Annotated in this window: 22 protein-coding genes and 1 riboswitch; of the genes, 12 read left to right on the top strand and 10 right to left on the bottom strand. The window is 69.9% G+C overall.

The genetic code is table 11. From position 1 onward, the window contains the following. On the bottom strand, positions 1-2,203 hold a 2,203-nt coding region (metE, locus tag J0695_RS14810; protein ID WP_206962492.1), incomplete at its 3' end, for a 5-methyltetrahydropteroyltriglutamate--homocysteine S-methyltransferase. A gap of 139 nt (positions 2,204-2,342) precedes the next feature. Next, positions 2,343-2,570, bottom strand: a riboswitch (cobalamin riboswitch). A 130-nt stretch (positions 2,571-2,700) separates the two neighbouring features. Here metE and J0695_RS14805 point away from each other — a divergent pair. The 4 genes from J0695_RS14805 (at position 2,701) to J0695_RS14790 (ending at position 7,200) form a co-directional block, all read left to right on the top strand. Next, positions 2,701-4,344, top strand: coding sequence for a GMC oxidoreductase (locus tag J0695_RS14805; protein WP_206962491.1), 1,644 nt, complete (start codon positions 2,701-2,703; stop codon positions 4,342-4,344). Between the two features lie 310 nt (positions 4,345-4,654). Beyond that, positions 4,655-5,740, top strand: coding sequence for a ferredoxin reductase (locus J0695_RS14800; protein ID WP_206962490.1), 1,086 nt, complete (start codon positions 4,655-4,657; stop codon positions 5,738-5,740). 39 nt (positions 5,741-5,779) lie between these two features. Then, a complete protein-coding gene (locus tag J0695_RS14795; RefSeq protein WP_206962493.1) occupies positions 5,780-6,841 on the top strand; it encodes a fatty acid desaturase family protein in 1,062 nt (353 codons plus the stop codon). A 101-nt stretch (positions 6,842-6,942) separates the two neighbouring features. Continuing rightward, on the top strand, positions 6,943-7,200 hold the full coding sequence (locus tag J0695_RS14790; protein WP_206962489.1) for a hypothetical protein: 258 nt from the start codon (positions 6,943-6,945) through the stop codon (positions 7,198-7,200). 13 nt (positions 7,201-7,213) lie between these two features. Here the strand turns inward: J0695_RS14790 and J0695_RS14785 are convergent, their stop codons facing one another. Then, positions 7,214-8,512 (bottom strand): diacylglycerol/lipid kinase family protein, encoded by a 1,299-nt coding sequence (locus J0695_RS14785; protein WP_206962488.1) that lies wholly within the window; start codon positions 8,510-8,512, stop codon positions 7,214-7,216. A gap of 65 nt (positions 8,513-8,577) precedes the next feature. On the opposite strand from J0695_RS14785, the gene J0695_RS14780 reads away from it, so the two are divergent. Both J0695_RS14780 and J0695_RS14775 read left to right on the top strand, forming a co-directional pair. Next, the gene (locus J0695_RS14780; RefSeq protein WP_206962487.1) at positions 8,578-9,087 is read left to right on the top strand and encodes a mycothiol transferase; all 510 of its coding nucleotides are present in this window, start codon (positions 8,578-8,580) and stop codon (positions 9,085-9,087) included. A gap of 110 nt (positions 9,088-9,197) precedes the next feature. Next, positions 9,198-10,388, top strand: coding sequence for an acyl-CoA dehydrogenase family protein (locus J0695_RS14775; RefSeq protein ID WP_206962486.1), 1,191 nt, complete (start codon positions 9,198-9,200; stop codon positions 10,386-10,388). A 54-nt stretch (positions 10,389-10,442) separates the two neighbouring features. On the opposite strand, the gene J0695_RS14770 is transcribed toward J0695_RS14775, so the two are convergent. The 6 genes from J0695_RS14770 to J0695_RS14750 form a co-directional block, all read right to left on the bottom strand. After that, a complete protein-coding gene (locus J0695_RS14770) occupies positions 10,443-11,378 on the bottom strand; it encodes an alpha/beta hydrolase (RefSeq protein ID WP_206962485.1) in 936 nt (311 codons plus the stop codon). An 18-nt stretch (positions 11,379-11,396) separates the two neighbouring features. Beyond that, the gene (locus tag J0695_RS14765; RefSeq protein ID WP_206962484.1) at positions 11,397-13,397 is read right to left on the bottom strand and encodes an acetoacetate--CoA ligase; all 2,001 of its coding nucleotides are present in this window, start codon (positions 13,395-13,397) and stop codon (positions 11,397-11,399) included. Beyond that, positions 13,394-14,923, bottom strand: coding sequence for a bifunctional 3-(3-hydroxy-phenyl)propionate/3-hydroxycinnamic acid hydroxylase MhpA (gene mhpA / locus J0695_RS14760; protein WP_242552674.1), 1,530 nt, complete (start codon positions 14,921-14,923; stop codon positions 13,394-13,396). The genes J0695_RS14765 and mhpA overlap by 4 nt, the downstream gene beginning before the upstream one ends. Before the next feature lie 12 nt (positions 14,924-14,935). Then, complete coding sequence (locus J0695_RS43865) at positions 14,936-15,037, bottom strand: FAD-dependent monooxygenase (RefSeq protein WP_242552671.1); 102 nt, start codon at positions 15,035-15,037, stop codon at positions 14,936-14,938. 11 nt (positions 15,038-15,048) lie between these two features. Beyond that, positions 15,049-16,008 carry a VOC family protein gene (locus tag J0695_RS14755; protein ID WP_206962483.1) on the bottom strand — a complete coding sequence of 320 codons (960 nt, stop codon included), beginning with the start codon at positions 16,006-16,008 and terminating at the stop codon, positions 15,049-15,051. Positions 16,009-16,100: 92 nt separating this feature from the next. Beyond that, positions 16,101-16,964: a fumarylacetoacetate hydrolase family protein gene (locus J0695_RS14750; protein WP_206962482.1), complete on the bottom strand. Its 864-nt coding sequence runs from the start codon at positions 16,962-16,964 to the stop codon at positions 16,101-16,103. Positions 16,965-17,079: 115 nt separating this feature from the next. Between J0695_RS14750 and J0695_RS14745 the strand changes: the two genes are divergently transcribed. Both J0695_RS14745 and J0695_RS14740 read left to right on the top strand, forming a co-directional pair. Next, positions 17,080-17,814: a GntR family transcriptional regulator gene (locus J0695_RS14745; RefSeq protein ID WP_206962481.1), complete on the top strand. Its 735-nt coding sequence runs from the start codon at positions 17,080-17,082 to the stop codon at positions 17,812-17,814. A gap of 27 nt (positions 17,815-17,841) precedes the next feature. Then, positions 17,842-19,185: a PucR family transcriptional regulator gene (locus tag J0695_RS14740; RefSeq protein WP_206962480.1), complete on the top strand. Its 1,344-nt coding sequence runs from the start codon at positions 17,842-17,844 to the stop codon at positions 19,183-19,185. A gap of 8 nt (positions 19,186-19,193) precedes the next feature. Here J0695_RS14740 and J0695_RS14735 read toward each other — a convergent pair whose 3' ends face one another. Further along, positions 19,194-20,402, bottom strand: coding sequence for an acyl-CoA dehydrogenase family protein (locus J0695_RS14735; RefSeq protein ID WP_206962479.1), 1,209 nt, complete (start codon positions 20,400-20,402; stop codon positions 19,194-19,196). A 348-nt stretch (positions 20,403-20,750) separates the two neighbouring features. On the opposite strand from J0695_RS14735, the gene J0695_RS14730 reads away from it, so the two are divergent. Further along, the gene (locus J0695_RS14730) at positions 20,751-21,278 is read left to right on the top strand and encodes a flavin reductase family protein (RefSeq protein WP_242552670.1); all 528 of its coding nucleotides are present in this window, start codon (positions 20,751-20,753) and stop codon (positions 21,276-21,278) included. A 15-nt stretch (positions 21,279-21,293) separates the two neighbouring features. Here J0695_RS14730 and J0695_RS14725 read toward each other — a convergent pair whose 3' ends face one another. After that, positions 21,294-22,118 carry an IclR family transcriptional regulator gene (locus tag J0695_RS14725; protein ID WP_206962477.1) on the bottom strand — a complete coding sequence of 275 codons (825 nt, stop codon included), beginning with the start codon at positions 22,116-22,118 and terminating at the stop codon, positions 21,294-21,296. Positions 22,119-22,194: 76 nt separating this feature from the next. On the opposite strand from J0695_RS14725, the gene J0695_RS14720 reads away from it, so the two are divergent. From J0695_RS14720 to J0695_RS14710, 3 genes are all read left to right on the top strand, one after another. Next, on the top strand, positions 22,195-23,145 hold the full coding sequence (locus tag J0695_RS14720; RefSeq protein WP_206962476.1) for an amidohydrolase family protein: 951 nt from the start codon (positions 22,195-22,197) through the stop codon (positions 23,143-23,145). A 133-nt stretch (positions 23,146-23,278) separates the two neighbouring features. Continuing rightward, positions 23,279-24,724, top strand: coding sequence for an amidohydrolase family protein (locus tag J0695_RS14715; protein ID WP_206962475.1), 1,446 nt, complete (start codon positions 23,279-23,281; stop codon positions 24,722-24,724). A gap of 845 nt (positions 24,725-25,569) precedes the next feature. Beyond that, the gene (locus J0695_RS14710; protein ID WP_206962474.1) at positions 25,570-26,559 is read left to right on the top strand and encodes a phosphotransferase family protein; all 990 of its coding nucleotides are present in this window, start codon (positions 25,570-25,572) and stop codon (positions 26,557-26,559) included. Positions 26,560-26,804 lie beyond the last annotated feature (245 nt).

Genomic DNA, 26,804 nt, shown 5'->3' with positions numbered 1-26,804 from the left:
GGTCGGCGGGGACGGAGCGCAGGGCGCGGTCGATGAGGTCGGTGATCTCCCGTTCGGACGGGATGCGCGGGGAGTGGATGTCGTAGACGCCGGGACCCACGGCGCGCGGATAGCCCGCTCCCGCCAGTTCGTCGGCGACCTGCATATGGGAGCGCGCGGCCTCCAGGCTGATGACGTCGGCGTCCAGGGCGTCGACGGCGCCGAGGATCTCGCCGAACTCGGCGTAGCACATATGGGTGTGGATCTGGGTGTCGGCCCGTACGCCACCGGTGGTGAGCCGGAAGCTCTCGGTGGCCCAGGCGAGGTAGGCGCTCTGGTCCGCAGCGCGCAGCGGAAGGGTCTCGCGCAGGGCCGGTTCGTCGACCTGGATGACGGCGGCGCCGGACGCCTCAAGGTCACCGACCTCGTCGCGCAGGGCGAGGGCGACCTGGCGGGCGGTGTCGGCCAGGGGCTGGTCGTCGCGGACGAAGGACCAGGCGAGCATGGTGACGGGGCCGGTGAGCATGCCCTTCACGGGGCGGTCGGTCAGGGACTGCGCGTACGAGGTCCAGGCGACGGTCATCGGACGGGGGCGTGAGATGTCGCCGGCCAGGATCGGCGGACGGACGTAGCGGGTGCCGTACGACTGCACCCAGCCGTGTTGTGTGGCGAGGTACCCCGTCAACCGCTCCGCGAAGTACTGGACCATGTCGTTGCGTTCGGGCTCCCCGTGGACGAGGACGTCGAGCCCCGCCTTCTCCTGGAAGGCGACGACCTCGCGGATCTCGGCGGCGATCCGCTCGTCGTACCCGGCGGCGTCGATGCGGCCGGCGCGCAGATCGGCGCGGGCGGTGCGCAGTTCGGTGGTCTGCGGGAACGAGCCGATGGTGGTGGTGGGCAGTGGAGGCAGGTTCAGCCGCTCGCGCTGGGCGGCGGCACGCTCCGGATAGGCCTGCGGTCGGCGGGCCTGTTCCGGGGTGACGGCGGAGCAGCGGGCCCTCACGGCCGGGTCGCGGGTGAGCGACGAGGTGGCACGGGAGGCCATGGCCGAAGCGTTCAGGGCCAGTTGCGAGGTGATCGCACCGGTCCCTCCGGCCAGGCCGCACGCCAGGGTGACGACTTCGGCGGTCTTCTGCCGGGCGAATGCCAGCCAGCGGGCGATCTGCGGGTCGAGTCCGCGTTCGGCTGCGCTGTCGAGCGGTACGTGCAGGAGCGAGCAGGACGGCGCGACATCGACCCGGTCCGCGAGTCCGAGCAGGGTGGCGAGGGTGGCGAGCGAGTGCTCCAGGTTGTTGATCCACACATTGCGGCCGTCCACGACACCCGCGATCAGGCGCTTGCCCGGCAGGCCGCCGACGGCGGCGAGTGCGTCGAGGTTGGCGGCGGCGGGGCCGGTGAAGTCCAGAGCCAGGCCCTCGATGGGTGCCCGGGCGAGGACGGGAAGCGCCTCTCCGAGGCGGTCGAAGTACGAGGCGACCAGGACTTTCGGCCGGTCCGTGAGCGCACCCAGGTCACGGTAGGCGCGGGCGGCGGCGTTCAGTTCGGCCGGGGAGCGGTCCTGGACCAGGGCGGGTTCGTCCAGCTGGACCCAGTCCGCACCGGCCGCCCGGAGATCGGCGAGCACCTCCGCGTACACGGGAAGCAGCCGGTCAAGGAGGGTCAGCGGTTCGAAGTCCCTGGCGACGCCGGGACCGGGCTTGGCGAGCAGCAGGAAGGTCACCGGGCCGATCAGGACGGGGCGCCCCGCGAGGCCGAGCGCCAGCGCCTCACGCAGCTCGCCTACCGGCTTGCCGGAGTCGCACCGGAAGGCCGTGTCAGGACCCAACTCCGGCACGAGGTAGTGGTAGTTGGTGTCGAACCATTTGGTCATCTCCAGCGGCGGCGCGTGCTGGGTGCCGCGCGCCATGGCGAAGTACCCGGCCAGCGCATCGTCTGCGAAGGCGGCGCGATGGCGCTCGGGGACCGCGCCGGTCATCACGACGGCGTCCAGGACGTGGTCGTACAACGAGAAGTCCCCGGTGGGCACTTCGGTGATCCCGGCGTCGGCCTGCTGCTGCCAGGCGGCGCGGCGCAGCGCGGTGGCCGTGTCCTGCAGGGATTCGGCGCTGGTACGGCCCGCCCAGTAGCCCTCGACGGCCTTCTTCAGCTCTCGGCCAGGGCCCTGGCGGGGGTAGCCGTGCAGGGTCGCTGTCACCTGTGCGGCGGTGTACTCGGTGGTGGTCAACGGAACTCTCCTTCGCGAGTTCTCGACGGCCCCCGGGGGCGGAGAGATGCGAAGGAGAGGGCGCCCCGGTGTCGTACGCCCGGAGCTGTCCCTGCCGCCGCCGACCCGCCCACGAGGTCCCGGTTGGACCGCAGCCCGTTCGGGCGTGCGGGCAGTGGCAGGTCTTCGGACTCGTGGGCGCGCCGGGCGCGTCCTGGGACGGCCTGGCTTCTACTGGCCGTCGCTTCCCGGACGTTGAGGTGTCCAGTGCGTATGACGGCGGTCGTTCCCACTCACCGCTGCGGGGCAGTCCCGGATTCCCACCGGGTTCCCTCTTGCGACGCTTCCGTCCGGCTGACGGAGCGAACCAGCTGCACGACCAACGTACCCGACGGCGGGCAGTGATCCCGGTGCTGCTGTGGTGCATCGGGTCGAAAGTTACCTAGAGGTATGTAGTGACTTCGCATGCAAGCGGCAGTAGAACCTGTTCTCACTCCATCGAGAGTGAGGAACGTCACATGAGTGACAATACCGTGCGTGGTAAGGGTTCCAGGGGCGTTTCACGCCGAAGATTCTTAGCTGGAACGGGTTCTATTCTGGGCGCCGTCACCCTCTCGGCCCACGTCAATCCGGCCTATGCGGAGACCTCCGCCGCGACTGCCCCGATCGACTCCGGGGCGCATGTCCCGGTGCTCGTGATCGGCACCGGATACGGCGGCTCCGTCGCGGCTCTGCGTCTCGCCCAAGCGGGTGTTGACGTACAGATGATCGAGATGGGCATGGCCTGGGACACTCCGGGCTCGGACGGCAAGATCTTCTGCAACACGACCACGCCGGACAACCGTTCGTACTGGCTGCGCACCAAGACCAAGCAGCCGCTGAGCAACTTCTTCGGCATTCCGATCGACAAGAGCATCCCCAAGTACACCGGCATTCTGGACGCCGAGGACTTCGCGGGCATCACGGTGTACCAGGGCCGTGGCGTCGGCGGCGGTTCGCTGGTCAACGGGGGCATGGCCGTCACCCCGAAGCGCGAGAACTTCGCTTCCATCCTCCCGTCGGTGAACGCCGACGAGATGTACAACACGTACTACCCGCGTGCCAACTCGAACCTCGGGGTGGGCACCATCGACCCCGCCTGGTTCGACACCGTCGACTGCTACCAGTTCGCCCGGGTCGGCAGGAAGCACGCCCAGCGGTCCGGATTCCCCTTCGTCTTCGTGCCGGACGTGTACGACTGGGACTACATGAAGCAGGAGTCGGCGGGGACCGTCCCCAAGTCGGCGGTCGCCGGCGAGATCCTGTACGGCAACAACTACGGCAAGAAGTCGCTGCAGAAGACCTACATCGCCCAGGCGAAGGCGACGGGCAAGGTCACCATCTCCCCCCTGCACAAGGTCACTTCGGTGGCCCCGGCGTCCGGTGGCGGCTACACCGTCGTCATCGACCAGATCAACACCAACGGCGACACCACGGTCACCAAGACCGTGACCGCCGACAGGGTGTTCTTCGGGGCGGGCAGCGTCGGTACCAGCAAGCTGCTGGTGCGGCTGAAGGCCACCGGTGCGCTGCCCAACCTGAACAGCGAGATCGGGAAGGGCTGGGGCGACAACGGCAACGTCATGTGCGGCCGCGCCAACCACCTCTGGGACCCCACCGGCAAGATCCAGGCGTCCATTCCGTGCGGGGGCATCGACAACTGGACCGCGGGCGGGGCGTTCGCCGAAGTCGCACCGCTGCCGACCGGGATCGAGACGTACGCCTCGTTCTATCTGTCGATCACCAACACCCCGCACCGCGCCTCGTTCTCCTGGAACGCCGCCGCGAACAAGGTCGACCTGGACTGGCAGCAGGCCTGGAAGCAGACGTCCATCGACATGGCCAAGACGATCTTCGACAAGATCAACGCGAAGGAAGGGACGATCTACCGGACGGATCTCTTCGGCGTCTACAAGATCTGGAACGACACCCTCACCTACCATCCGCTCGGTGGTGCGGTGCTGAACAAGGCGACCGACAACTACGGCCGCCTGCACGGGTACACGGGCCTCTACGTCATCGACGGCTCGCTGATCCCGGGAAACACCAGCGTCAACCCGTTCGTCACGATCACGGCACTCGCCGAACGGAACATCGAGAAGATCATCGCAACCGACCTGTAGCGATGGCCTGACGCGGCCGCGGTCCGGCAGGAGGCAAGCAGGCGTTGCTCCTGCCGGACCGCACACGGCCGTCCGCGATGCGGCCTCCGTTGTCATCCGGCCATATCCGCCAGGGCCGTTGCACCCGGTCCCCGCAGACCAGGGTGTCGTTCGGACCGACGTACGGTGGACTCCGCAGCCCCGAACATGGCGCGATAGGCCCCCTCGGCGGGCGTACTCCGCCGCAATCGTGCTTTCGTGTGCACAGCCGGGCCCGGGACGACTCGACGTACGCAGCACCGCCGTGCTGCGCCACGAGAGGATGCTGCGGATGCCCGCGACACCGGCCCTGGTCGGGAGGCTGCTGTCCGCCGCCTCCTGGCTGACCAGCCCGCTCACCCCGGACGACTACCTCGGTCTCATCGACCCACTGCTCGACGCCCGCCGCCCGGCAGCGCGTGTGACGGCCGTGTGCGCGGAGACCCCGGACACCACCACGCTCACCCTGCGGCCAGGCCGGGGCTGGTCGGGGCACCGTGCCGGGCAGTACCTTCCCGTCGGTGTCGAGGTGGACGGCGTACGGCACTGGCGCACGTACTCCCTCACCTCCGTGCCGGACCGTCCCGACCGTCTCCTGACGATCACCGCCAAGGCGGTTCCCGGCGGCAGGGTCTCCCCGCGACTGGTGCACCGGACGCAACCCGGGGACGTGCTCCGAATCGGCCCCGCCCAGGGGGAGTTCGTCCTCCCCGACCGTCCCCCGCCCCGCATGCTGATGTTCACCGCGGGCACCGGCATCACCCCGGTGATGGGCATGCTCCGTTCACTCATGAGTCTTCGGCCCCCGCATCCCGACGTCGTCCTGGTGCACAGTGCGCCGACCGCCCGGGACACCATCTTCGGCCACGAACTCCGCCTGGCGCGGGCGAAGGTGACCTGGTTCCGCTATCACGAGCACCACACCCGTGCCTACGGCAGACTCGCCCCCGACGACCTGGCGCGCCTCTGCCCCGACTGGCGTGAGCGCGAGACCTGGGCGTGTGGCCCGGCCCCGCTGCTCGACGCGGTCGAGGACCACTGGGCGCGGGCGGGGCGCGGTGACCAGCTGCACCTGGAGCACTTCGCCCTCTCCCCGGCCCTTTCTCCGGAGGCGGACGCCACCGGCGGCCGCGTCCGGTTCACCCGCACCGGAGTCGAAGCCGTCGCGGACGCCTCCACGTCGCTCCTCGCCGTGGGTGAGGCGGCGGGTGTGCGGATGGCCTACGGGTGCCGGCGCGGTATCTGCTTCGGCTGTCTGACCCCTCTTTCGTACGGCCGGGTGCGTGACCTGCGTACCGGCGAGCTCCACGACCGGGCCGGCCAGTCGATCCAGACCTGCGTCACCGCGGCCGCCGGACCTCTTGCCCTCGATGCCTGAGCACACAAGGAGAGCCCCGTGACCGTCACCGTGAACGCCGTGAACGCCGACAATCCCGAGATCGATTTCAGTGCCGAGGAGGCCTTCGGCCAGGAACTCGACCGGATCCGCGCCGAGATCATCGCCGCGCGCGGAGCCGGGGACGCCCGCTACATCCACGCCGTGATCACCGCCCAGCGCGGCCTGGAAGCGGGAGGACGGGCCGCACTCGCCGTCTCGCTCTTTCCACCCGCCTGGTGCGCGGGCACCGCCATGCTCGCCACCGCCAAGATCCTGGAGAACATGGAACTGGGTCACAACATCCTCCACGGCCAGTGGGACTGGCTGGGCGACCCGGCGGTCCACTCCTCCACCTGGGAATGGGACTTCCTCACCCCCGCAGAGGCCTGGAAGCACACCCACAACCATCTGCATCACACCTGGACCAACGTCGTCGGCCTCGACCGCGACCTCGGATACGTCGTCTTCCGGATGAGCGCGGATCAGCGCTGGCAGCCGCGCCACCTCGCCCAGCCGCTCTACAACCTCCTGCTCGCGCCCCTCTTCGAGTGGGGCATCGCGCTCTACGACCTGGAACCGGATGCCGTCGCCGCAGGACGCAAACCCCCGCGCGCCTTCCTCACCGACCTGACCGGGCTCCTCACCAAGGCCACCTGCCAACTCACCAAGGACTACGTCCTCTTCCCGCTTTTCGCCGGTCCCTCCGCACTGCCTTGTCTGCTGGGCAACCTCACCGCCAACACCGTGCGCAACCTGTGGACCCACACGATCATCTTCTGCGGTCACTTCCCCCAGGGCGTCCAGACCTTCACCGAGGAGCACATCGAGGGCGAGACGCGCGGCGAATGGTACCTGCGGCAGGTCCAGGGTTCGGCCAACATCGAGGGCGGCCCCCTCTTCCACATCCTCAGCGGCAACCTCGGCCACCAGATCGAGCACCACGCCTTCCCCGACCTGCCCAGCAACCGCTACGCCGAAATCGCCCCGCGGGTGCGCGAGATCTGCGAGCGGTACGGAATCCCTTACGTCACCGGCCCGTTGTGGAAGCAGTACGGATCCACCTGGGGACGCATCCTGCGCTACGCCGTCCCGTCCCGCTGAACCGCACGGAACGTATCCGCAACCTCTGAGCAGGACTAAGCTGTCGAGTGAGGCTCGAGCCCCCGGCCGCGCAGCTCCATTCCGCTCCCGGGAGGCCCACCGTGCTCGTCCTGCTGCTCATCCTTCTCGTACTTCTCTTCGGCCTCGGCTTCCTCAACCCCATCTGGTGGGTGGCAGCAGCCATCGTGGTCTACGGGCTCGTCCGCACCGGCCGGAGCCGGGGGCGCGACGCCGGCTCCGACTACGGCGATTACCGCGACTACCGGGACCGTCAGGACCGGTGGGACCGCCGGTACCGCCGCCAGCGCCGGGGGCGGTGGAACCGGCAGGACCGCAGGGACAGCGAGAGCCACCGCTGACCGGAGCGGCCGTTCACTGCGGTACGGGCAGATAGACCGTCAGCGCCCGGGCCAGTTTGTCGACGACGAGCTCGTCGGACGCGGGACTCACCTCCCCGTCGCGGGAGTAGTCCCCCTCCTCGCCCACTCCGCCTATCTCTATCCGGGTCGCTGTGGTGGCCTGGTAGACGCGGGAGCGGGTGAGCGTGCCGGTGAGGAACGCGGCGACGAGCCGCGTACGGGCAAAGGGATGGCTGCCGTCCACGATGCGCAGATCGAGCAGTCCGTCGTCGAGGCTGCGGCGGTACGAAGGGGCGAAGCCGGGCGGGTCGTAACGGCTGTTGCCGGCGAAGAGCAGCCACACCAGACGCCGCTTCCCGTCGACGGTGACCTCGTTGGGGGTGCCCTCGGCGAGCACCCGGACCAGTCCCGTGCAGAGCGCGGGCCATTTCCCCAGACGCGATTCGCGGGCTTCACGGGCCCGTACGAGCTCGGGGTAGACGCCGATGCTGAAGGTGTTGAGAAAGTACGTATGCGATCCCGCACCGGAGACCCGGCCGAGGTCCACGGCCCCGCCGTGACCCGCCTCCACGGCTTCGGCGGCGGACGCGAGGGTGGGCAGGCCGAGGTCCGCGGCGAAGTGGTTGAGCGTGCCCGCGGGGAACACCGCGAGCGGCAGCCCGTTCTCGGCGGCCAGGGTGGCCGCGGTGTTGACCGTCCCGTCCCCGCCGGCGACGCCCAGCGCACCGCCGTCGGTGAGAACGTCCTTCACGGCCCGGTCGAATACCGTCTGCAGGTCGTCGCCGGCGGCGCAGAGCCTGAGGTCCGCCTCCGGGAGCAGGGACCGCAGCTCGACCTCGGCGGGCGTGTCACCTCCCGCGTCGCCGTTGACCACCAGGACCAGCCCCCGGCCCGCGGGGAGCGCGGGGACGGCAATGACCGGCCTGGCGGTGTCGGCAGGCTCGTCCCGGTACAGCGGCCACCAGCGGCAGGTCGCCCCCGCGACACCCGCGCCGACCGCGACGCCCGTGAGGACCCGGCCGAAGCCCTGGGAGCCGTTACGGGAACGCGCCGCGGCGACCCCTGCGACGACCGGGGCCAGGACGGCGCCCAGCCGCGGCGACTCCAGGGCGACGCCCGCGGTGAACGCGGCGGCGGTGGCCGCGGGCCCCGCCGCCGATGCCCCGGTCGCAGCGCAGGCGGCGGAGGCCAGGGCCATCGATCCGGCGCCCCGTAGCGCGGCGCGGCGCGCGCGGCGGTTGCCCGACACGCCCAGCGCGGCGGCGCCGGCCAGCAAGAACAGGCCGTACTTGAATGTGCGGTGGTCTCCCATGCCGGGCGCGTACCCGCAGCGCCGGTGAACACTCTGTGGACCTGCTCATGGGTGAGTATGGGTGGATGAACACTGCAGAGGTTTTGGCGGACGCGTTCGGACGCGTCCAGGAGGAAGTGCACGCCGCGACCGATGGCCTCTCGCCCGAGGAACTCGCGACCCGGCCGGGCGATGAGGCCAACTCGGTCACCTGGCTGGTGTGGCACCTGACCCGCGTCCAGGACGACCACGTCGCCGACGCGGCGGGCCTGGACCAGGTGTGGACCACGCAGGGCTGGTCGGACCGCTTCGGGCTGCCGTTCGGCGAGGCGGAGACGGGTTACGGGCACACGGCCAAGCAGGTGGCCGAGGTCCGCGGCGTCTCGGCCGACCAGCTGCGCGGCTACTACGACGCCGTCCACGAGCAGACGCTGTCCTTCGTGCGCGGACTCGACGACGCTGCGCTCGACCGTGTCGTCGACGAGCGGTGGACACCGCACGTCACCCTGGGCGTCCGGCTGATCAGCGTCATCTCCGACGATCTGCAGCACGCCGGCCAGGCCGCGTACGTCCGTGGCCTGCTGCCACGCCGCTGACGCACTGTCACTGGCGTACGCCCAGAGGGCCGAGCCCCTTCCGGATTCTTGTAACACGTTCTACTGTGTGCGCCGCCGCAGGGACGGACCGCGAGACGCCTGGAGGGGCCGTGCACCTCGAATACACGCCTGAGCAACAGCAGTTGCGCACCGAACTGCGTGCCTACTTCGCCGATCTTGTGCCGGACAACGCGTACGCGCGCTACGCCGACCCCGCGGCCCAGAAACGCTTCTACCGTGAGACCGTCCAGCGACTGGGCAGCGACGGCTGGCTGGGCGTCAGCTGGCCCAAGGAGTACGGCGGCCGGGGACTGTCCCCCATGGAGCAGTTCATCTTCTTCGACGAGGCGGCCCAGGCGGGTGTCCCGCTGCCGATCATGGGGCTGAACACCGTCGGGCCCACGATCATGCAGTTCGGCACCGACGAGCAGAAGTCGTACTTCCTGCCGAAGATCCTCTCCGGCGAGATCGACTTCGCGATCGGCTACAGCGAACCCGACGCAGGAACGGACCTCGCCGCCCTCAAGACCCGCGCCGTGCGCGAGGGCGACGAGGCCACCGGCGAGTACACAGTCAACGGCCAGAAGATCTGGACCACCAACGGCGACACGGCCGACTGGGTCTGGCTCGCGGTACGTACCGATCCCGAGGCCCCAGCCCACAAGGGCATCACCATGCTCCTGGTCCCGACCTCGGACCCCGGCTACACCTGCACGATCATCAACACCCTCGCCTCGCACGACACCACGGCCAGCTACTACGAGAACATCCGTGTCCCGGCCACCCGCCGCGTCGGCGAGGAGAACAAGGGCTGGCGCCTGATCACCAACCAGCTCAACCACGAGCGCGTCACCCTCGCCGCCCACGGCACCATGGCCATCCGCGCCCTCCACAACGTCCAGCGCTGGGCCGCCGACACCAAACTCGCCGACGGCCGACGCGTCATCGACCTCGGGTGGGTGCGCGGCCGCCTCGCGAAGACCCACACCAAGCTGGACGCGATGAAGCTCCTCAACTGGCAGATGGTCAACGCCGTCCAGAACGGCACCCTCACCCCGCAGGACGCCTCCGCCGTCAAGGTGTACGGATCCGAGGCGCGCAGGGACGCCTACGCCTGGCTGATGGAGGTCGTCGGTGCGGCGGGCGCGCTGAAGGAGGGCTCGACGGGAGCCGTCCTGCACGGAGAGCTGGAGCGCGGCTACCGCTCCGCCGTCATCTTCACCTTCGGCGGCGGCAACAACGAGATCCAGCGCGAGATCATCTCCTGGATCGGCCTGGGGATGCCGCGCGTACGACGGTAGTAGTACGGAAGGCGTTGCAGGGGGCTCCGCCCCTTCCACGTCGTGGCATCGCGGTCATGACTGCGGTGCCCGGCCGAGGAGTTCGGGAGTGGTGGCCGCGGCAGCGCAGCGCTCGGCGAAGCCCAGGACCTGGAAGCGGTACTCGTAGCCCGCGATGCTGTTGGCGATCACGTGCGAGGAGCCGGGGAAGAGCGCGGCGTCGACGTACGGGGAGCCGGCGCGCAGGGCCGCGGCGAACGCGGTGACACCGTCTTCGCCCGCGACCCAGAGGTTGTCAAGTTCGGCGAGCCGATAGTGCACCGGCACGGTGACGCGGGAGGCGACGTCGGACCATTCCCGGACCCAGCCTCCGGCGACTTCCTTGAGCTCGGCGTGCAGGGCGGGCTGGAACGACTCGCGTCGGTCGGCCGCGCCGAGGACGTAGGCGGGGACGGTCCACAGGGGCGGCATGGAGATCTTGCCCGCGAGCTGCTCCAGACCGGCGTACTCGGTGTCCGACGGCGCGTCCCAGGCGCCGACCATGGCCGGAGGCAGCACCTGGCCGATGTCGGACACCGCGACGCCGAGCAGGGGCCAGGACGGATCGGTCAGCGCGCCCCAGAGCGCGGCCAGATGGAGCGTGATCGCACCGCCGATGGAGCAGCCGACCAGCACCACACCAGGGCTTCCCTGTTGGTGCTGCTGCCAGAGTTCGCCCACCGCGTCGAGCAGGCGCTCGGCGTTGGCGCGCATCAGCCCGGAGTCGGAGTCCGGTGAGAAGCCGAGGGAAACGCTGTCCCCGGACCCGGGCCGATCGAGCGCAAAGGCAGGGAAGCCGTTCAGTGCGGCCAGTTCCAGCTGTGAATGACCGGGTATGTCAAAGCTGGTGGCATTGGCGCCGCCACCGTGGACGTAGACCAGCAGCGCCTTCTCCGGCGGTTCCGTCGGCAGCGCGGCGATTCCGGTGATCCTGCCACCGAGCAGTTCGAGCTTCTCGCGGGTTACGGACATGGAGGCTCCTCGTCGGCGTTACGGAAGAAGGGGTGCAGGGGCGGGGGATCGTGTGAATTGGGTGAAGTACTCCAGGGCCGTGATGTCGTCGACAGCCTCACGGCCGGCGACTTGACCGATGGCGGCGCCCTGCAGCAGGCGTTTGACGGGGACTTCGAGTTTCTTGCCGGTACGGGTGTGCGGCACGGCAGGCACCTCGATGATCACGTCGGGGACGTGACGAGGGGAGGCATGGGTGCGAATAGCGGTCCTGATGGTGTCGCGCAGTTCCTCGTCCAGTTCGTGGCCGGGTTCCAGGACGACGAACAGGGGCATCCAGTAGTCCCCGTCGGGTAGTTCGGCGCCGATGACGAGGCTCTCGCGGACGCCCGGCAGTTCGTCCACGACGGCGTAGATGTCGGCGCTGCCGAGCCGTACCCCGTGGCGGTTGAGGGTGGAGTCGGAGCGGCCGGAGATGATGACGCTGCCGTGCGCGGTACGGGTTATCCAGTCGCCGTGCTGCCAGACGCCTGGGTAGGAGCTGAAGTACGCCTCGTGGTAGCGCCTTCCGTCGGGGTCGTTCCAGAACCGGAGCGGCATCGAAGGCATGGGCCGGGTGACCACGAGTTCACCGACCTCTTCTGTGACGGGCCGGCCGCGGCTGTCGAAGGCTTCCAGGGCGACGCCGAGCAGCGGGGCGGAGATCTCGCCGGGCCATACGGCCGTGTTGGGGGCGCTGCCGGCGAAGCCGCTGACGATGTCCGTGCCGCCGCTGGTGGAGGCGACTTGGACACGGGGGCCGACGTGGTCGCGGACCCAGTAGTAGGACTGGGCGGGCAGGGGGGCGCCGGTGGAGCCGAGGACGCGCAGTGCGGACAGGTCGAGGTCGCGTCCGGGCGTGAGGCCGGCCTTGGCGGAGCTCTGCAGGTAGCCGGGGCTGACGCCGAGGACGGTGGCCCGGTGTTCGGCGGCCAGGGCCCAGAGGCGTCCCGGGGCCGGGTGGGCCGGGCTGCCGTCGTAGAGCACGATGGTGGCTCCGACCAGCAGGCCGGAGACGACCAGGTTCCACATCATCCAGTTGGTGGTGGTGTACCAGAGGAAGCGGTCCCCGGGACCGAGGTCGAGGTGCAGGCCGAGGAGTTTGTGGTGGTCGAGCAGGACTCCGCCGTGTCCGTGGACGATGCCTTTAGGGGTGCCGGTGGTACCGGAGGAGAACAGCACCCACAGCGGAGTATCGAAGGGCACATGGTCGAAGACGCACTCCGCGGGGTCGGCGAGGGTGTCCTCCCAGAGCACCGTGCCCGTGCCCGCGTCGGGGGAGAGCGGCAGGCCGAGGTTCGGCACCTGCACCGTGACGCGGACCGAGGGCAGCGCGGTGCGCAGCGCGGCGGTTTCCGCGCGGCGGTCGTGCCGGCGACCGCTCCACCGGTAGCCGTCGGCGGCGAAGAGGACGACCGGTTCGAGCTGCGCGAAGCGGGTGGCGGCGCCGTCGGAGCCGTAGTCCTGGCCGCACGCCGACCAGACCGCCCCGATGGAGGCGGAGGCCAGGAACGCCACGACGGTGTGCGGGGAGTTGGGCAGATAGCCGACCACCCGGTCTCCGGCCGTGACTCCCTGCCGACGCAACCAGGCGGACAACGCGCCTACCTGGCCGCGTAGTTCGGCCCACGTGGTGTGCGTGGTGGCGCCGCTCTCGTCGACCGAGATGATCGCGGTACCGGTGGGATCGTCCGTACGCAGTGCGTGCTCGGCGTAGTTCAGCCGGGCGCCGGAGAACCAGCGGGTGGCCGGCATGGGGGCGTCGTCCAGGACCTGGCTCCAGGCGCCGGAGGTCCGGATGGCGAAGAACTCGCTGACGGCTGTCCAGAATCCGGGCAGGTCAGCGACCGACCACGCCCATAGGGACTCGTAGTCGGGGTGGGTGACGCCGGTGAGCCGGGCGACGAACTCCGTGAAGCCCGCGATGCGCGAGCCCGCGACGCTGGACTGGTCAGGCAACCAGACCGGCTCGGGGGGCGTGGGTGTCTGTGGCGTGTTCACCACTCGCCCCCGGTGGTGGCGACGGGCGCCGGGGCCGGGACGTCATGGGTCAAGGAGCCGTGCTGGGCCGCCAGTTGCTCCTCCAGGTCATCGATGAGACGCACGAAGTCGTCCCATGCGGCGGCGGTGCCGAAGAGGTAGTGATCAGGGCGGATCACCACGCCCACCTGCCCCTCCTCGGCGAGGTGGGGAACATAGAAGCCGTCCAGATCGACGGCGGCCACCTCCTCGTCGGCGTGCGCTTCCGGCCCTGCCAGATGCAGCAGACGCGCTCCGATCCCTTCCAGAAAGGTGAGTTGGCGCGTCGACAGCACCGTGCGCGGATCGGTGGTGGAGGCGACGACGAAACCGCGGCCGACCACTTCGCTGAGCAGACCGGTGCGCCCTCGGTACGAGATGCGTGCCTGCCGGCTGAGTCGCCCGGCGGCTCCCGCCTCACCACGGCCGACGAGGCCGTCGGTGAGTACGGTCGGGGGCAGCGGCGGCAGGGCCCGCGCCGGGTCGGCGCCGTGGCCGATCAGGAAGGCGTCCCGCTCGGCCGCTTCACCGGGGTCGGTCACGCAGATGACCTTGCCCAGCTCGACCGACATCCCGATGGCGTGCTGGACGTGGGCGCTGCGCTCGGTGCCGTAGGTGTCCAGGAGAGCCGGGTCGGCGGCGCCGCGCAGGACCAGGTCGAGTTTGAAGGTGAGGTTGGCCGCGTCCCGGATACCGGAGCACATGCCCTGACCCGCGAACGGCGGCATGAGGTGGGCCGAGTCGCCGGCCAGCAGGAGGCGACCGGCACGCCAGGTGTCGGCCCACTGGGCCTGGAAGGTGTAGACGGCGTGCCGCTCGAGGTCACATGTGCCCGGGGTCATCCCGAAAGGTGCGAGCAGCCGCCAGGCGGCGGATTCGGTGTCGAGTTCCTCCACGGACTCCCCGGGCATGCGCATGAATTCCCAGCGCCGTCGGCCCGGCCCGCCCGACACCACGGTCGTGGGCCGCTCCGGATCGCAGATCTGGAGGTTGACGGGGGGGTCCCAGGTACGCGGGGTATGGGGGTGGACGTCGACGATGAGCCAGTCGTAGAAGAAGCCGAGGTCCGTCATGCGGGTGGGCATGTGAGCGCGTACGAAACTGTTGGCGCCGTCAGCACCCACGACCCAGTCGGCGGTCAGTTCGTGCTGCCGGCCGGTGGTGTCCCGTGCCGTCACGGTGACATCCCGTTCGGTCTCGGCCAGGCCGACGGCCTCGTGACCGCGCAGAACCGTGACGTTCGGACATGCGTCGGCCGCCGTGGCCAGGGCCCGCTCCAGGTCCGGCTGGTACGTCATGGAGGCAAGCGGCCAGCCGGAGGGGCCGAGGCCGGACCAGTCGAACTTCAGCAGCGGAGTCCCCTCCGCGTTGCGCCACTCGTAGCTGTCGGCCGGCTCGGACAGTTCGCCCAGCCGGTCACCGATTCCCGCGTCGGCCAGCAGCCGGGCGACCTCGTCGTCGAAGTGCACGGCGCGGGGGAGGGGGTAGGGGGTGGGCCATTGCTCCAGGACGGTGACCTGTCACCCGTCCCTGGCGAGGAACAGGGCGGTCGTCAGGCCGACCGGCCCGGCTCCGACGACGAGTACGTCGCTACGGCCTGGACGGCCGGTGTTCCGGTGCATGGTGGTCGTCCTCACTCGGTCGGCGCGTGAGCGCCGGTCATCAGGGCTGCCAGATCCTCCGGGGCGAGGAACGACGGGGGAGGAGGCGGGCCCCAGGCGTACAGCGACTTCATGCCCTCGAAGACGCCGGGCTTCCACAGGGCGTCGTCGACGATGCAGTCGAGGTCGGAGTAGTACTCCGAGAAGGTCCCGGCCGGGTCCTTGAGGTACCAGAAGAAGTTCGAGCCGATGTAGTGGCGGCCCAGCCCCCAGGTATGGCGGTCGGGGTCCGCCTCCAGCATGGCGGTGGCGCCGCGGCCGATCTCGTCGACGTCGTCGACCTGCCAGGAGGTGTGGTGCAGGAAAGCGACAGGAGCCTGCTGTACCAGGACGTTGTGGTGGTCGCTGGAGCAGCGCATGAAGGCGGCCAGGCCCTTGACGGTGTCGCTGACCTTGAACCCCAATCCCTCCTGGAAGAAACGCTGGGAGGTCTCCTGGTCCGTGGAGCCGAGCACCACATGCCCGAGCTTGCGCGGTCGCACCGGTTCCTCGCGCAGGATGCCCGCAGCGCGGTGCCCGAGGCGGACGTCGGTGCCTGGGGCGTTGTACAGAGGCGCCGGAGCAGCGGTCTGTCGAAGGCGCGCGGAGAGTTCCACGCGTACGAGGACCTCGGTGCCCGGATCGACGGCGGTTACCGACCCCGCCGTGCGGTGGACCGGCACGTCGAGCCGGGCGAGGGAGGCGGCGACCCGGTCCAGGTCGTCCGGGTCGTCGGCACCCACGCCTAGTTCGACCAGGCGGCGCCGGGAGGAGTGCACGATGCGCAACTGCTCGCCGCCGTCGATGGTGGACAGGGTGTGAGAGCGCTGCGGTGCGGCGGTGCCGCCAGTGCTGCCTCCCACGGGTGTGAGGCCGAAGTCGGCGTAGTAGGCGGCTGTCTGCTCGACGTTCGGCACGCCCATGACGATCTGGGTCAGTCGGTGCAGTGACATGTTGCGGCTCTTTCGGATCGGCGAGGCGGAATCGGAAAGGCGGACCTGTGATGTCCTCGTGAGGTCCGCCGTCGTACGGCCTCGCGGGTCGGTCAGGGGGCGAGCATCGGGTTGCGCAGGGTCCCGATGCCTTCGATCCAGGTGACCAGCACGTCTCCCGGAGCGAGGAACTTCTGCGGAGTGCGGGCGCCGCCGACGCCGGCCGGGGTGCCGGTGAAGATCAGGTCGCCGGGCAGCAGCGGGCACACGGCGGACAGGCGGGTGATGAGTTCCGGGATGTCGAAGACCATCTCGGAGGTCCGGCTCTTCTGCAGGACTTCGCCGCCTTCGAGCCTGCAGCCCAGCTCGAGGTCGTCCGGGTTCGCGAACTCGTCGGTGCTGACGAGCTCCGGGCCGAGCGGGGCGAAGCCCGGGTGGGACTTGCCGAGGGAGAACTGCGGTGCCGGTCCTGTCAGTTGCAGACGGCGTTCGGAGAGGTCCTGGCCCACGGTCAGCCCGGCCACGTAGGACCAGGCCGTCTCCCGGTTCGCGTGGTGGCAGTGGCGGCCGATGACGGCGACGAGTTCGGCCTCCCAGTCGACCAGCCCGTCAGGCAGGGTGACTGCTGCTTCGTGGCCGGTCAGGGACGTGCGGAACTTGGTGAAGACGGCCGGCTCGGTCGGCACGTCCAGCTTCGACTCCGCGATGTGGTCGAGGTAGTTCAGGCCGACCGCGAAGATCTGGGCAGGCCGGGGAACGGGAGGGCCCCACACCGTGCCGGCGGCCGTGCCGACCGGGGGTGCTGTTGCCGCAGCAGGCGACGCCAGGAACTCCCGGGTCCAGTCGGAGAACGCCTCCCAGTCGGCGAACGCGGTCTGCGCGTCGGGACCGAAGCGCCCCCGGCTCGCCTCCGCGGCATCGAAAAAGCCCTGCGGGCCCTTGATGGCCAGCCGTCCGTCTATGTGCGCCAGGCGCATGAGGCCCTCCATGTAGTGCGGGTGTCTGCTGGGAAGTCTTGCCCTGTAATCTCGATGAGGCAATAGATTAACGATAATTTCTTCGACTGTCGTTTTGCTGCTACGGTGCGTGGTTATGGCTGGTGAGAAGGCAACTAGGGGCGGCGTCGTCTACGCACAGATCCGTGACGACATCTTTCAAGGAGTGTTCGAGCCCGGTCAGCGCCTGCGCCTGGTGGAGCTGTCCCAGCGCTTCTCGGTCAGCCAGTCGGTCGTGCGCGAAGCTCTCACGCGCCTGTCCGAGCAGGCACTCGTCCATGCCGCGCCGCAGCAAGGATTCAGCGTGGTCACGGTGTCCCTGGCGGATCTGAACGAACTCACGGAAGCCAGGATCGAGATCGAGACCCTGGTGCTGCGCCGGTCGATGGAGCGCGGGGACATCACGTGGGAGGCGTCCGTGGTCGCCGCCCACCACCACCTGGCAGGCACCGACGGGCTCCGGGGCGACGGAACCCTGAACCCGGACTGGTTCCCTGTCCACGAGCGCTTCCACCAGACCATGCTGGAAGGGTGCGGGAACGCCCGGCTGCTGGCCGCGGCCCTCAGCCTGCGGGACGCGGCAACGTTGTACCGGCGCTGGTCGCTGCCCGTCGGCCACGACACCGAGCGCGACGTCGCCGGTGAGCACCAGGCCATCGTCGGCGCCGTGCTGGACAGGGATGTCGACACGGCGGCCGAGCTGCTCGCCCGGCACATCGACCGCACCTCCGACGCTCTGCGCACGGTGATCGAGAAGGACCACGCCACAGTGACGTTGCCCGACCCGACCACGCAGGCCCGGCGCCGACCGGCAGGGCAACGCGGCGCGTGATGCTCGCACGACGGCAAGGAAGGCGTCATGACGGATCGCCATGATCCCGGCCCCTCCGACTGGGTCTTCCAGCTCACCCACGACCTCGCGTACACGCCCCGCGCGTCCGCCAGCTCGGAGCGCACCATCGCCGACGCGACCGACCGCATCGGTCCCGGGCCCGTGGACTGGGCTGTCGCCGTCGGCGAGGAATTGGCTCTCGTCATCATCCGCGAAGTCCCCGAACTGGGGGGCGGGCAGGCCCCCTTCGAAACCCTCCGCATGGGTACCGAGGCCGCGACACTGCGCGCGCTGCTCCTGCTGGCAGACCCGGCGGCCGACCGTGCGATCCCCGAGGAGTCCCTGCTGGGGGACCGTGAGTTCGCCCGGCGACGCCTGGGCCTGGACAAGGTGTTGCGCGGAATCCGCGTCGCCCACGCGGCGTTGACGCAGGCTCTGATGGCCGCATGCCAGGAGCGGGCCGCACCGTCCGAACGCTCGGAGCAGTTCCGCCGTATCTCCGAGCTGCTCTTCGACTTCATCGACGAGTTCTCCTCCCGGATGACCGCCGAATACCTGGCCGAGCACGACCGATGGCTCACCAGCGGCGCCGCGGCCCGCGAGGAAACCGTCCGCGCGATCCTCGACGGACAGCCGGTCCGGGAGGAAGCGGCGCGTGACCTCCTCGCCTACCGGGTGGAGGGCCGCCACCTGGCCGTCATCGCGTGGTGTGACAGCCCGACCGCGGAAACCCCTGGTGACCTGCAGCGCGCGGCAGCCGAACTGCTGCAGCTGCGCGGTTGTTCCTCGGTCCTGGTTCTTCCCACCGGCCGGACCACCGTGTGGGCGTGGGGAGACCTGCATGCCCCGATCCCCGCTGCCGCGCCCGGTGCATACCTGTACCCGGAGGGCTGCCGCTTCGCTTTCGGCTCGGTACGCCACGGACTGACGGGGTTCCGCCAGTCGCACGAGGACGCGCGGCACGCGGCCCGGATCGTAGAGCTCAACCCCCATGGCACGGGCCGTGTCGTCGACTACCCGGATGTCGAGCTGCCGGCACTGCTCTCCGCCGACCTGCCCGCCCTGCGCCGCTTCGTCGGCGACGAGCTCGGGGCACTGGCGGCGGACAGCCCGCACACGGAACAGTTGCGCCGGACGCTGCGCCTGTACTTGCGCAACGAGCGCAGTCTGATGGCCGCCGCGGCGCAACTGCATGTGGCGCGCAATACCGTCACCTACCGGGTCAAGCGGGCTCAGGAGCTGCTCGGACACGACCTGGCGACCCAACTGCCCGAAGTGATGGCGGCCTTGGAGGCCACGCGGGTGCTGGGTGCTGCTGTGCTCCGACCGGAAGCGAACGGCTCGCACGACGATCCTCCTCGCCACCTCTGACGTCCCGATCAGATCAGTGGAGTGACCTGCTCCTCGATCCCGAGGAGCGCGCGACCGTACAGTTCGCTCGCGATGGCCGGGTTGATCACCGCGTGCCGGCTGCCCGTCTCCTGGTCCCGCCAGATCCGCTGCAGCGGGTTGGCCTCGGCGAAGCTGCCGGCACCCTGGATGCTCAGCAACAGATCCAGGGCCTCACGGGAACGCCGGGCGATGTAGCCGGTATCCATCCGTACCCGCGCCCGCGTCTCGAACGGCATGTACTCGCCCCGGGCCGCCCAACTGTCGATGTCGTCGGCGGCCCGCATCAGGTGCAGACGGGCGGTGTCGATCAGCTGGGCGGCCTCGGCCAGCTGGATCTGCGTCGAAGGCGCGTCGGCGGCGCGCTCGTAGAAGGTGTATGAGATGCCCTTGCCCTTGGCGAGGGAGGCCGAGACCAGGTCCATTCCCCCCTGGGCCAGGCCCACTTGCGGGCCGGCCAGCACCAGCGCGAGCACCGGCACCAGCGCGGACCGGTACAGCGTCTCGTCCTTGTGCTCGGTCGGGTACGCGCCCTGCACGCTCTGGGTGACCGACAGGATGCGGTGCGCGGGCACGAAGACCTCGTCGGCGACGAGCGTGTTGCTCCCGGTGCCCCGCATGCCGGCCACGTACCAGGTGTCCTCGATCGTCAGATCGCTCATCGGGATGAGAGCGGCGCCCTGGTCGGTCTGCCGGCCGGAGGCGTCCACGACGGGGACGCCCAGCGTCGCCCACTGGGAGTGCAGGCTGCCGGAGGCGAAGCCCCAGCGGCCGGTGACGACGAGTCCGCCGTCGACGGCCCTGCTGGTGGCGCTGGGAGCGAGGACGCCGCACACCCGTGCGTCGGGGTCCTCGCCCCAGACCTCCTGCTGGGCCTGGTCGGGATACAGGCCGACCATCCAGTTGCAGACGTTGACCAGCGTGGTCACCCAGGAGGTGGACCCACAGCCGCGGGCGAGCTCGGAGCTGACCTCCAGAAAAGTCCGAAGATCCGCCTCATGGCCACCGAAGCGCCGCGGTACCGTCAGCCGGAACAGTCCGGCATCGGTCAGCGCCTTGATGTTCTCCTCGGCGACCCTGCGGTCGTTCTCCGTACGGGCGGCGTTCTCCCTCAGCAGAGGCAGCAGCGCCGTCGCGCTCTCTTTCAGCGCTGCGGCAGACGCGACGGTTGTCTGCGGGGTGGATGCGGTGGTGGTCATGGTGTCCTCCGGGCGTTACGCGGCTCAGGCGGCGCACCTCGTGTGGCGGGGCGCCTCTGGTGGGATTGCACGCCCGGTTCGTCCACCTGTCTTGGTTCCGGGAGCGCAGAATCCCGGCCGCCACTTGCGCTGCCGGACCAGTCGGCCGCCCCTTTGGGCCCGACGCCCAAGTCCCTCCACCCGGCTTGGCTCCCCGGCCCAGTGCGACGGGGAGAGCACCGTGGATTGACTGGAGTGGAACCCGCGTCGACGGAAACCGCTCCCGCCGTGATCGACGCGGACTCGGATCCCGTTCCCCTGGAGGTCGCTGTGCCCGCATCTGCCCTCGCCGCAACGGACCCGCCTGTCATGGTCCCCGAACCTGCGGATATCCGTCATGTGCTGGGCCACGTGCCGACCTCGGTGTGCGTGGTGACCGCCACGACGCCGTCCGGCCCGGTGGGTGTCACGGTCGGCAGCTTCACGTCGGTGTCCCTCGACCCCCCGCTGGTCGTCTTCTACGCCGGGTGCGACTCGGCCAGCGCGCAGGCGATCGTCGGCGCCCGGAGCTTCTGTGTGAACGTCCTTGCGGACGACCAGCAGGAGGTGTGCGCGGCTTTCGCCCGGCGGACGCCGGACAGATTCGCCACCGGGGACTGGGAGTTCGAGGCTCACGGGCCTCCGCGTCTCAGCGGCGCGGCGGCCTGGATCGTGTGCGACGTCGAGGGGAGTCATCCCGCAGGGGACCACATGGCGGTGGTGGGCCGGGTACGGGACCTTGCCGCGGCCCGCGGGCCCCGTAATCCCTTGCTCTTCCATCGCGGCCAATTGGCGCGCCTCGACCGGGCCCGCGGCGTGCACGCGCCCACACACTCCTTCGACTGGTGGGACCGCTGAACGCGAAGGACGGCATCACGCGTGACCGGGACGCGCCGCCCTGCGGCCGTCCTCCTCCAGCTCCCGGGAGATCGCACGGGCGGTGGCCCGCACGGCCGGGCCGTAGCCCGCTTCCGCGAAGCCGGTGCTGGGTGCCACGACCGACAGCGCCGCCACCACCTCCTGGCCGTCCCGCACCGGCGCGGCCACGGTGTTCAACGGCCAGGGATGGCTTTGCCGACCGAAGGCGTGGTCACCACGCCGTACCTCCGCAAGCATGCGGCGCAGGTCGGCTGCGGTGCCGATGCCGTCAGGGCCCTGCCCGGGCTCGAAGGCACCGATGGCGTGGTCCTGCACGGCCACCGGTGCGAAGGCGAGCAGTACCAGTCCGACACCGGTGGACGTGAGAGGAAGACGGCCCCCGACCCGGTAGGCGACAGGGCTGGCGTCGAGGGCCGAAAGCCGTTCGATGAGCAGTGCCTCGTGCTGGTCGCGCACGGCGAGCAGCACGTGCTGACGGGTGACGTGGAAAAGGTCTTCCATGTACGGCATGGCCACGGACCGCAGTCCGTGGCCGCGCGGAGCCAGGGATGCGGTCTCCAGCAATCGCAGCCCCACGACGTAGCGGCCGTCGTCGAGGCGCTCCAACGCGCCCACGTGTACGAGGGAGCGGGCGAGCCGCAGAGCGCTGCTGCGGGGGATGCCGCTTCGCTGGGCCAGTTCGGCGAGGGACAACGCACGGTGGTCGCTGTCGAATGCGCCGAGCAGCGCGAACGCCCGGTCGATGACCGGCTGCCCCTCGGCGGGCTTGCCTCCGCGCCTCGGGGCAAGGCCACCATCGGAACTCTGTGTTTCATTCATCGGAATCACTCATGCCATCGTACGGCGCCGTTCCTACGCTGATTCAGGTACGGACCCGCAAGCCAGGGAGCCTCACATGACCTCGACCGGCCTCATCGACATCCACGCCCACTTCGTCACGGACAGCTATGTTGCCGCGGCTCGATCCGCCGGCATCGAGCACCCGGACGGGATGCCCGGGTGGCCCACGTGGAGCGTCGAACGGCATCTCGACCTGATGGAGCGCTCGGGAATCGAGAAGTCCTATCTGTCGATCTCCTCTCCGGGAGTGCACTTCGGGGACGACGGTGCTGCCCGGGCCCTGGCGCGGGAGGTGAACGAGTTCGGGGCCCTGGTCCGCAGTGAGCGTCCGCAGCGGTTCGGCCACTTCGCCTCCCTGCCCCTGCCGGACGTCGAGGGCTCGCTCGCCGAGGCCGCCCACGCCCTGGACGTACTCGGTGCGGACGGAGTCGCCGTGGAGACCAACCACCACGGCCTCTACCTCGGCGACCCCCGGCTCGAACCGCTGTGGGAGGACCTCGACCGCCGCGGAGCCCTCGTCTTCGTCCACCCCACCTCGCCGCCCCACGCCGACGACCTCTCCCTGGGCCGGCCGCGGCCGATGCTGGAGTTCCTGTTCGACACCGCACGGAGCGCGAGCGACCTGCTCCTGCGCGGCGTGCTCACCCGCCATCCGCGGATTCGCTGGGTGCTGACCCACGGCGGAGGCGCGCTGCCGCTGCTCGCCGACCGCATGGACCTGTTCAGTGCCGTGGTGGGGGACGGTCCCCAGGACGTGCCCAGCGCCGTGGAACAGCTCGGCCGCCTCTGGTACGACATGGCCGGGACGCCCTTCCCGCGCCAGATCCCGGCGCTGGAGGCCGCGTTCGGCACCGATCGCCTCCTCTACGGCAGCGACTACTGCTGGACACCCGAGGGAGCGGTGCTCGCCCAGGTCGCGTCCCTCGACTCGTCCGCACAGCCGTCCACCACCGACACCTGGCGGGACCTCACCACCCGCAATGTGCGCCGGCTGTTCGCCGTGTGACGGCCGCCAGGGCAGCGCGGGGCCGAAGACCAGGTCGCACCAGGTCAGGCCCCCAAAAGTGGGCAAATGAGATGACGGCGATTGCGGCAGTTCGCGCACCAGGTCACGTTGCGTGACGACCTCTAGGAGAGACATGAGCAGGTACGTTCAACCGTCCTCGATCAACGGACGCGTGGTGGTGAGGGACGTCATCGTGGTCGACCCGCTGGACGGGACCCGCACACCCGGCCAGGACGTGGTCGTCGAGGGCAACCGGATCACGTCCGTGACGACGACCGGTGCCCCGGTCTCGGGCGCGCACGTGGTGGAGGGGCGAGGCCGATTCGTTGTCCCGGCGTTCATGGACATGCACATGCATGCCTTGAACACCCCGGAGGATGTCGACGGCACCTACGCCCTGATGCTTGCCAACGGCGTCGTCGGTTTCCGCCAGATGTCGGGCAGCAGGGAGCTGCTGAAGTCCCGTCGCGAGGGCACGCTGCCCCGGCCGACCGGCGCACCGGCGCTCAAAGCAACCGCTGGTGACCTGCTGACCCCGCTGAACGCCGGCACGGTCGACGGCGCGGTTCAGGCCGTGAGGGAGCAGCACCGGGAGGGTGCCGATTTCGTCAAGGCGGGCATGACGACCCGGGAGACCTTCCTGGCTGCCCTCGAGGAGGCGAACCGGCTCGGCATCCGGCTGGGTGGCCACCTGCCGGCCGACCTCGATCCCCGGGAGGCCGCGCGCGGCGGGGTGTGGTCGATCGAACACCTGGGTCCGGGTGTCACCGTGTTCGCCGCTGCGTCGTCCCGCGAGGCTGAGGTGCGTGCCAAGAACGCGACCCGCAAGCTCCCGCCGATCCCCAAGGTCAAGATCCCTGGTGCCGAGAAGTTGGTGATGAAGCTGGTCAAGAGCATTGCCGTGAACCCGGCGACCCGCACCTCCGAACTGGAAGCTCACGCCTACGAACTCGCCGACGGCTCCTACGACCAGCAGAAGGCCGAGGAGCTGGCCGCCTTGTTCGTCGAACACACCACCTGGCAGTGCCCGACCCTGATCCGGGTCCACACCCAGCAGTTCGGCGATTCACCCGAACACACCGAAGACCCGAGGCGCCGCTATATGGCCTCAGGTGAACTGCGCGCCTGGGACAAGTCGGCGAAGAAGTTCTCCAAGCTCCCCGACGTCACCCGCGACGCCCTGCACGGCCACTGGGCCGCGCAGCTGCGGATGACCAAGACGTTCGCAGACGCCGGAGTCCCGATGGTGGCGGGTACCGATGCGTGCGGAGCCGCAGGAATCATCCCCGGGTTCTCCCTCCATGACGAGTTCGGCCACCTCGCGGAAGCCGGGCTCGACCCGTTGACCATCCTGCGGATGACCACGATCGAGGCTGCCCGGTTCCTGGGCGAGGAAGGCGAGTTCGGCCAGGTCGCCGTCGGTATGCCCGCCGACCTGGTGATTCTGGACGAGGACCCGCTGGAGGACCACATCGCACTCACCAAGATCGCGGGAGTGATGAGGAACGGTTCTTGGTGGTCCCGCGCCGACCTCGACGCCGTCGTGGAGCGCATCGCCGCCAAGCCCGGCGCCCACTGACCGCACTCTCCTCAGCACGCCTGGCCCGGGTGCGTCGACGGGCCGTGGCCCCAGCGGGTCTTGACTGGGAGCTGCAGGTACGACGCGTGGCCACCGCCGGTGTGGATGATGCTCGCCGGGGGAGAGCTTCTCGACCCGGTCGAAGGCGTGGGCGGGGACGTCGTCGGTGGACAGCGTCTTGTCCAGGTGGCGCATCGAGACGCGCAGACGTCCGTCGGAGCCCTTGTACGGCCGTCGGACGTCCTGGACCGTACGCGGCCGCTCCAGCGGGCGTTGGCACAGCCTGTCCGGCAGATCGAACGCTGCCGGACAGACCCCTTGGGTGATCAGTCGGTCCGGCCGCACAGGTATCCGTGCCGCAGAGCGGACCGGGACCACGCCACCCCCGGCACAGGCGCCCAGCGGCCGCGGTGCGCCCGGTGCGGCGACGGACCGTACGGCGACTGCCAGGCGGGCCGATCGGGTTGTGCGGAACGCACGTTCATCCGCTCCAGGACAGTGTTGAAGCGCCCGGAGGCGCACCTGTGGCAACGGCGGAGAACGATCGGCATGGCGGTGGGCACGCCCACCCAGTTCTTGGACACAGAGATACACCGGTTCCAGTGAGAGGACCGCAGCGAAAAGGAGCGCGTCGCACAGGTGCGACGCGCGACGGATCAGCGCTCGGGGGGTCTCACATGGTGTACAACGGCACGTCCTTGACGGGGTGACTGCGGGCGGGAGCACGGTAACGGCATACGGGAGTGCGGTTCCACTGATTTTCGGGGGCGGAGCAAACCAATCGTCCCCACGCAGCTGCTCCCGTAGGGTGCGCAGGTTGTCGTGAGGGAGAGGCGGTCCGGAACGTGGCACCGAGGGCAGAGACGCGTGAGCAGTTGGCGGATGCGGCGCGGGCCGCGCTGGGCGGCGGGCGGCGGCTGGAGGCGGTTGAGCGGGTCGCGGGCGGTAGCAAGAAGGGCGTGTACCGCCTGATGATGGACGACGCGACGACTGCGATCGCCTACCTGTGGGACGACGCCGAGAACTACTGGCCGGCGGCCGAGGGTGACGACGACCTCACCGACCCGTTCGCGCCCGGCCTCGGACTCGACCTGTTCGAGGCGGCGCACGCGCGGCTGGACGCGCTCGGCGTCCGCGTCCCCGCGATCCGTCTCGTCGACAGCGACGGCGCCCATTTTCCGGCCGACCTCGCGATCGTCGAGGACCTCCCGGGCGAGAACTTGGAGGAGCTGCTCGCGCGCGACCCGAGTGCGGCTGCCCCGGTGATGGCCCGGCTCGGGGAGGCGCTGGAGGCGATGAGGGGCCATCGGGCTTCCGCGTACGGCAAGGTGGCCGTGGTCGAGGGCGGAGGCACGTCGCTCGGGACGTCGTGCGAGGGGATCGTCCTGGACCGTGCGCTGCGGGACCTCGCCGAGGCGGCGTCGCGTGATCCGCGGATCGCGGGAGCCCGCGACCGGCTGGAGGACCGGCTGCTGGGCCTGGCGGCGGCGGTGCGGCCGCGGGCGGAGTTCGCGGTCGTGCACGGCGAACTGGGGCCCGATCACGTACTGGTGGACGCGGGCGGGCGCCCCGTGCTGATCGACATCGAGGGCTTGATGTACTTCGACGTCGAGTGGGAGCACGTCTTTCTGCGGATCCGTCTGCACGACGCCTACCGGCCGCTGGAGGTGGACGGACTGGACGAGAACCGGCTCGCGCTCTATGTGCTCGCGCAGCGTCTGTCGCTGACGGCGGGTCCACTGCGGCTGCTCGACGGGGACTTCCCCGGCCGGGCGTTCATGGCGGGCATCGCCGAGTACAACCTGAAGAAGGCGCTGGAACTGGTCCACGCCTGAACGCCCGCGCGGGGATCCGGGGCGGTCCGGCACCGCCTCGTGGCCTTGCCGGCTGCGGCCCGCTCTCAGAAAGCCACAAAATCTGACGTCATCATTGTGGCGATTGTGTTCCCTCTCTAGGGTGGATGGGCCTCAACAGGTGTGTTTTGCCACACCAGTTGCACATTTCGGCGCACGAGGAAGGCTCCCCATGCCGCACCCGCACCCGATCTCGTCCCCGACCCCGGCCCCCCACCACCGTCACG

This window comes from Streptomyces beijiangensis (genome assembly GCF_017315755.1).
In the GTDB taxonomy this organism is placed as follows: Bacteria; Actinomycetota; Actinomycetes; order Streptomycetales; family Streptomycetaceae; genus Streptomyces; species Streptomyces beijiangensis.
Note: the sequence above shows the minus strand (reverse complement) of the source record. Positions and strands in the feature narration are given on the sequence as shown.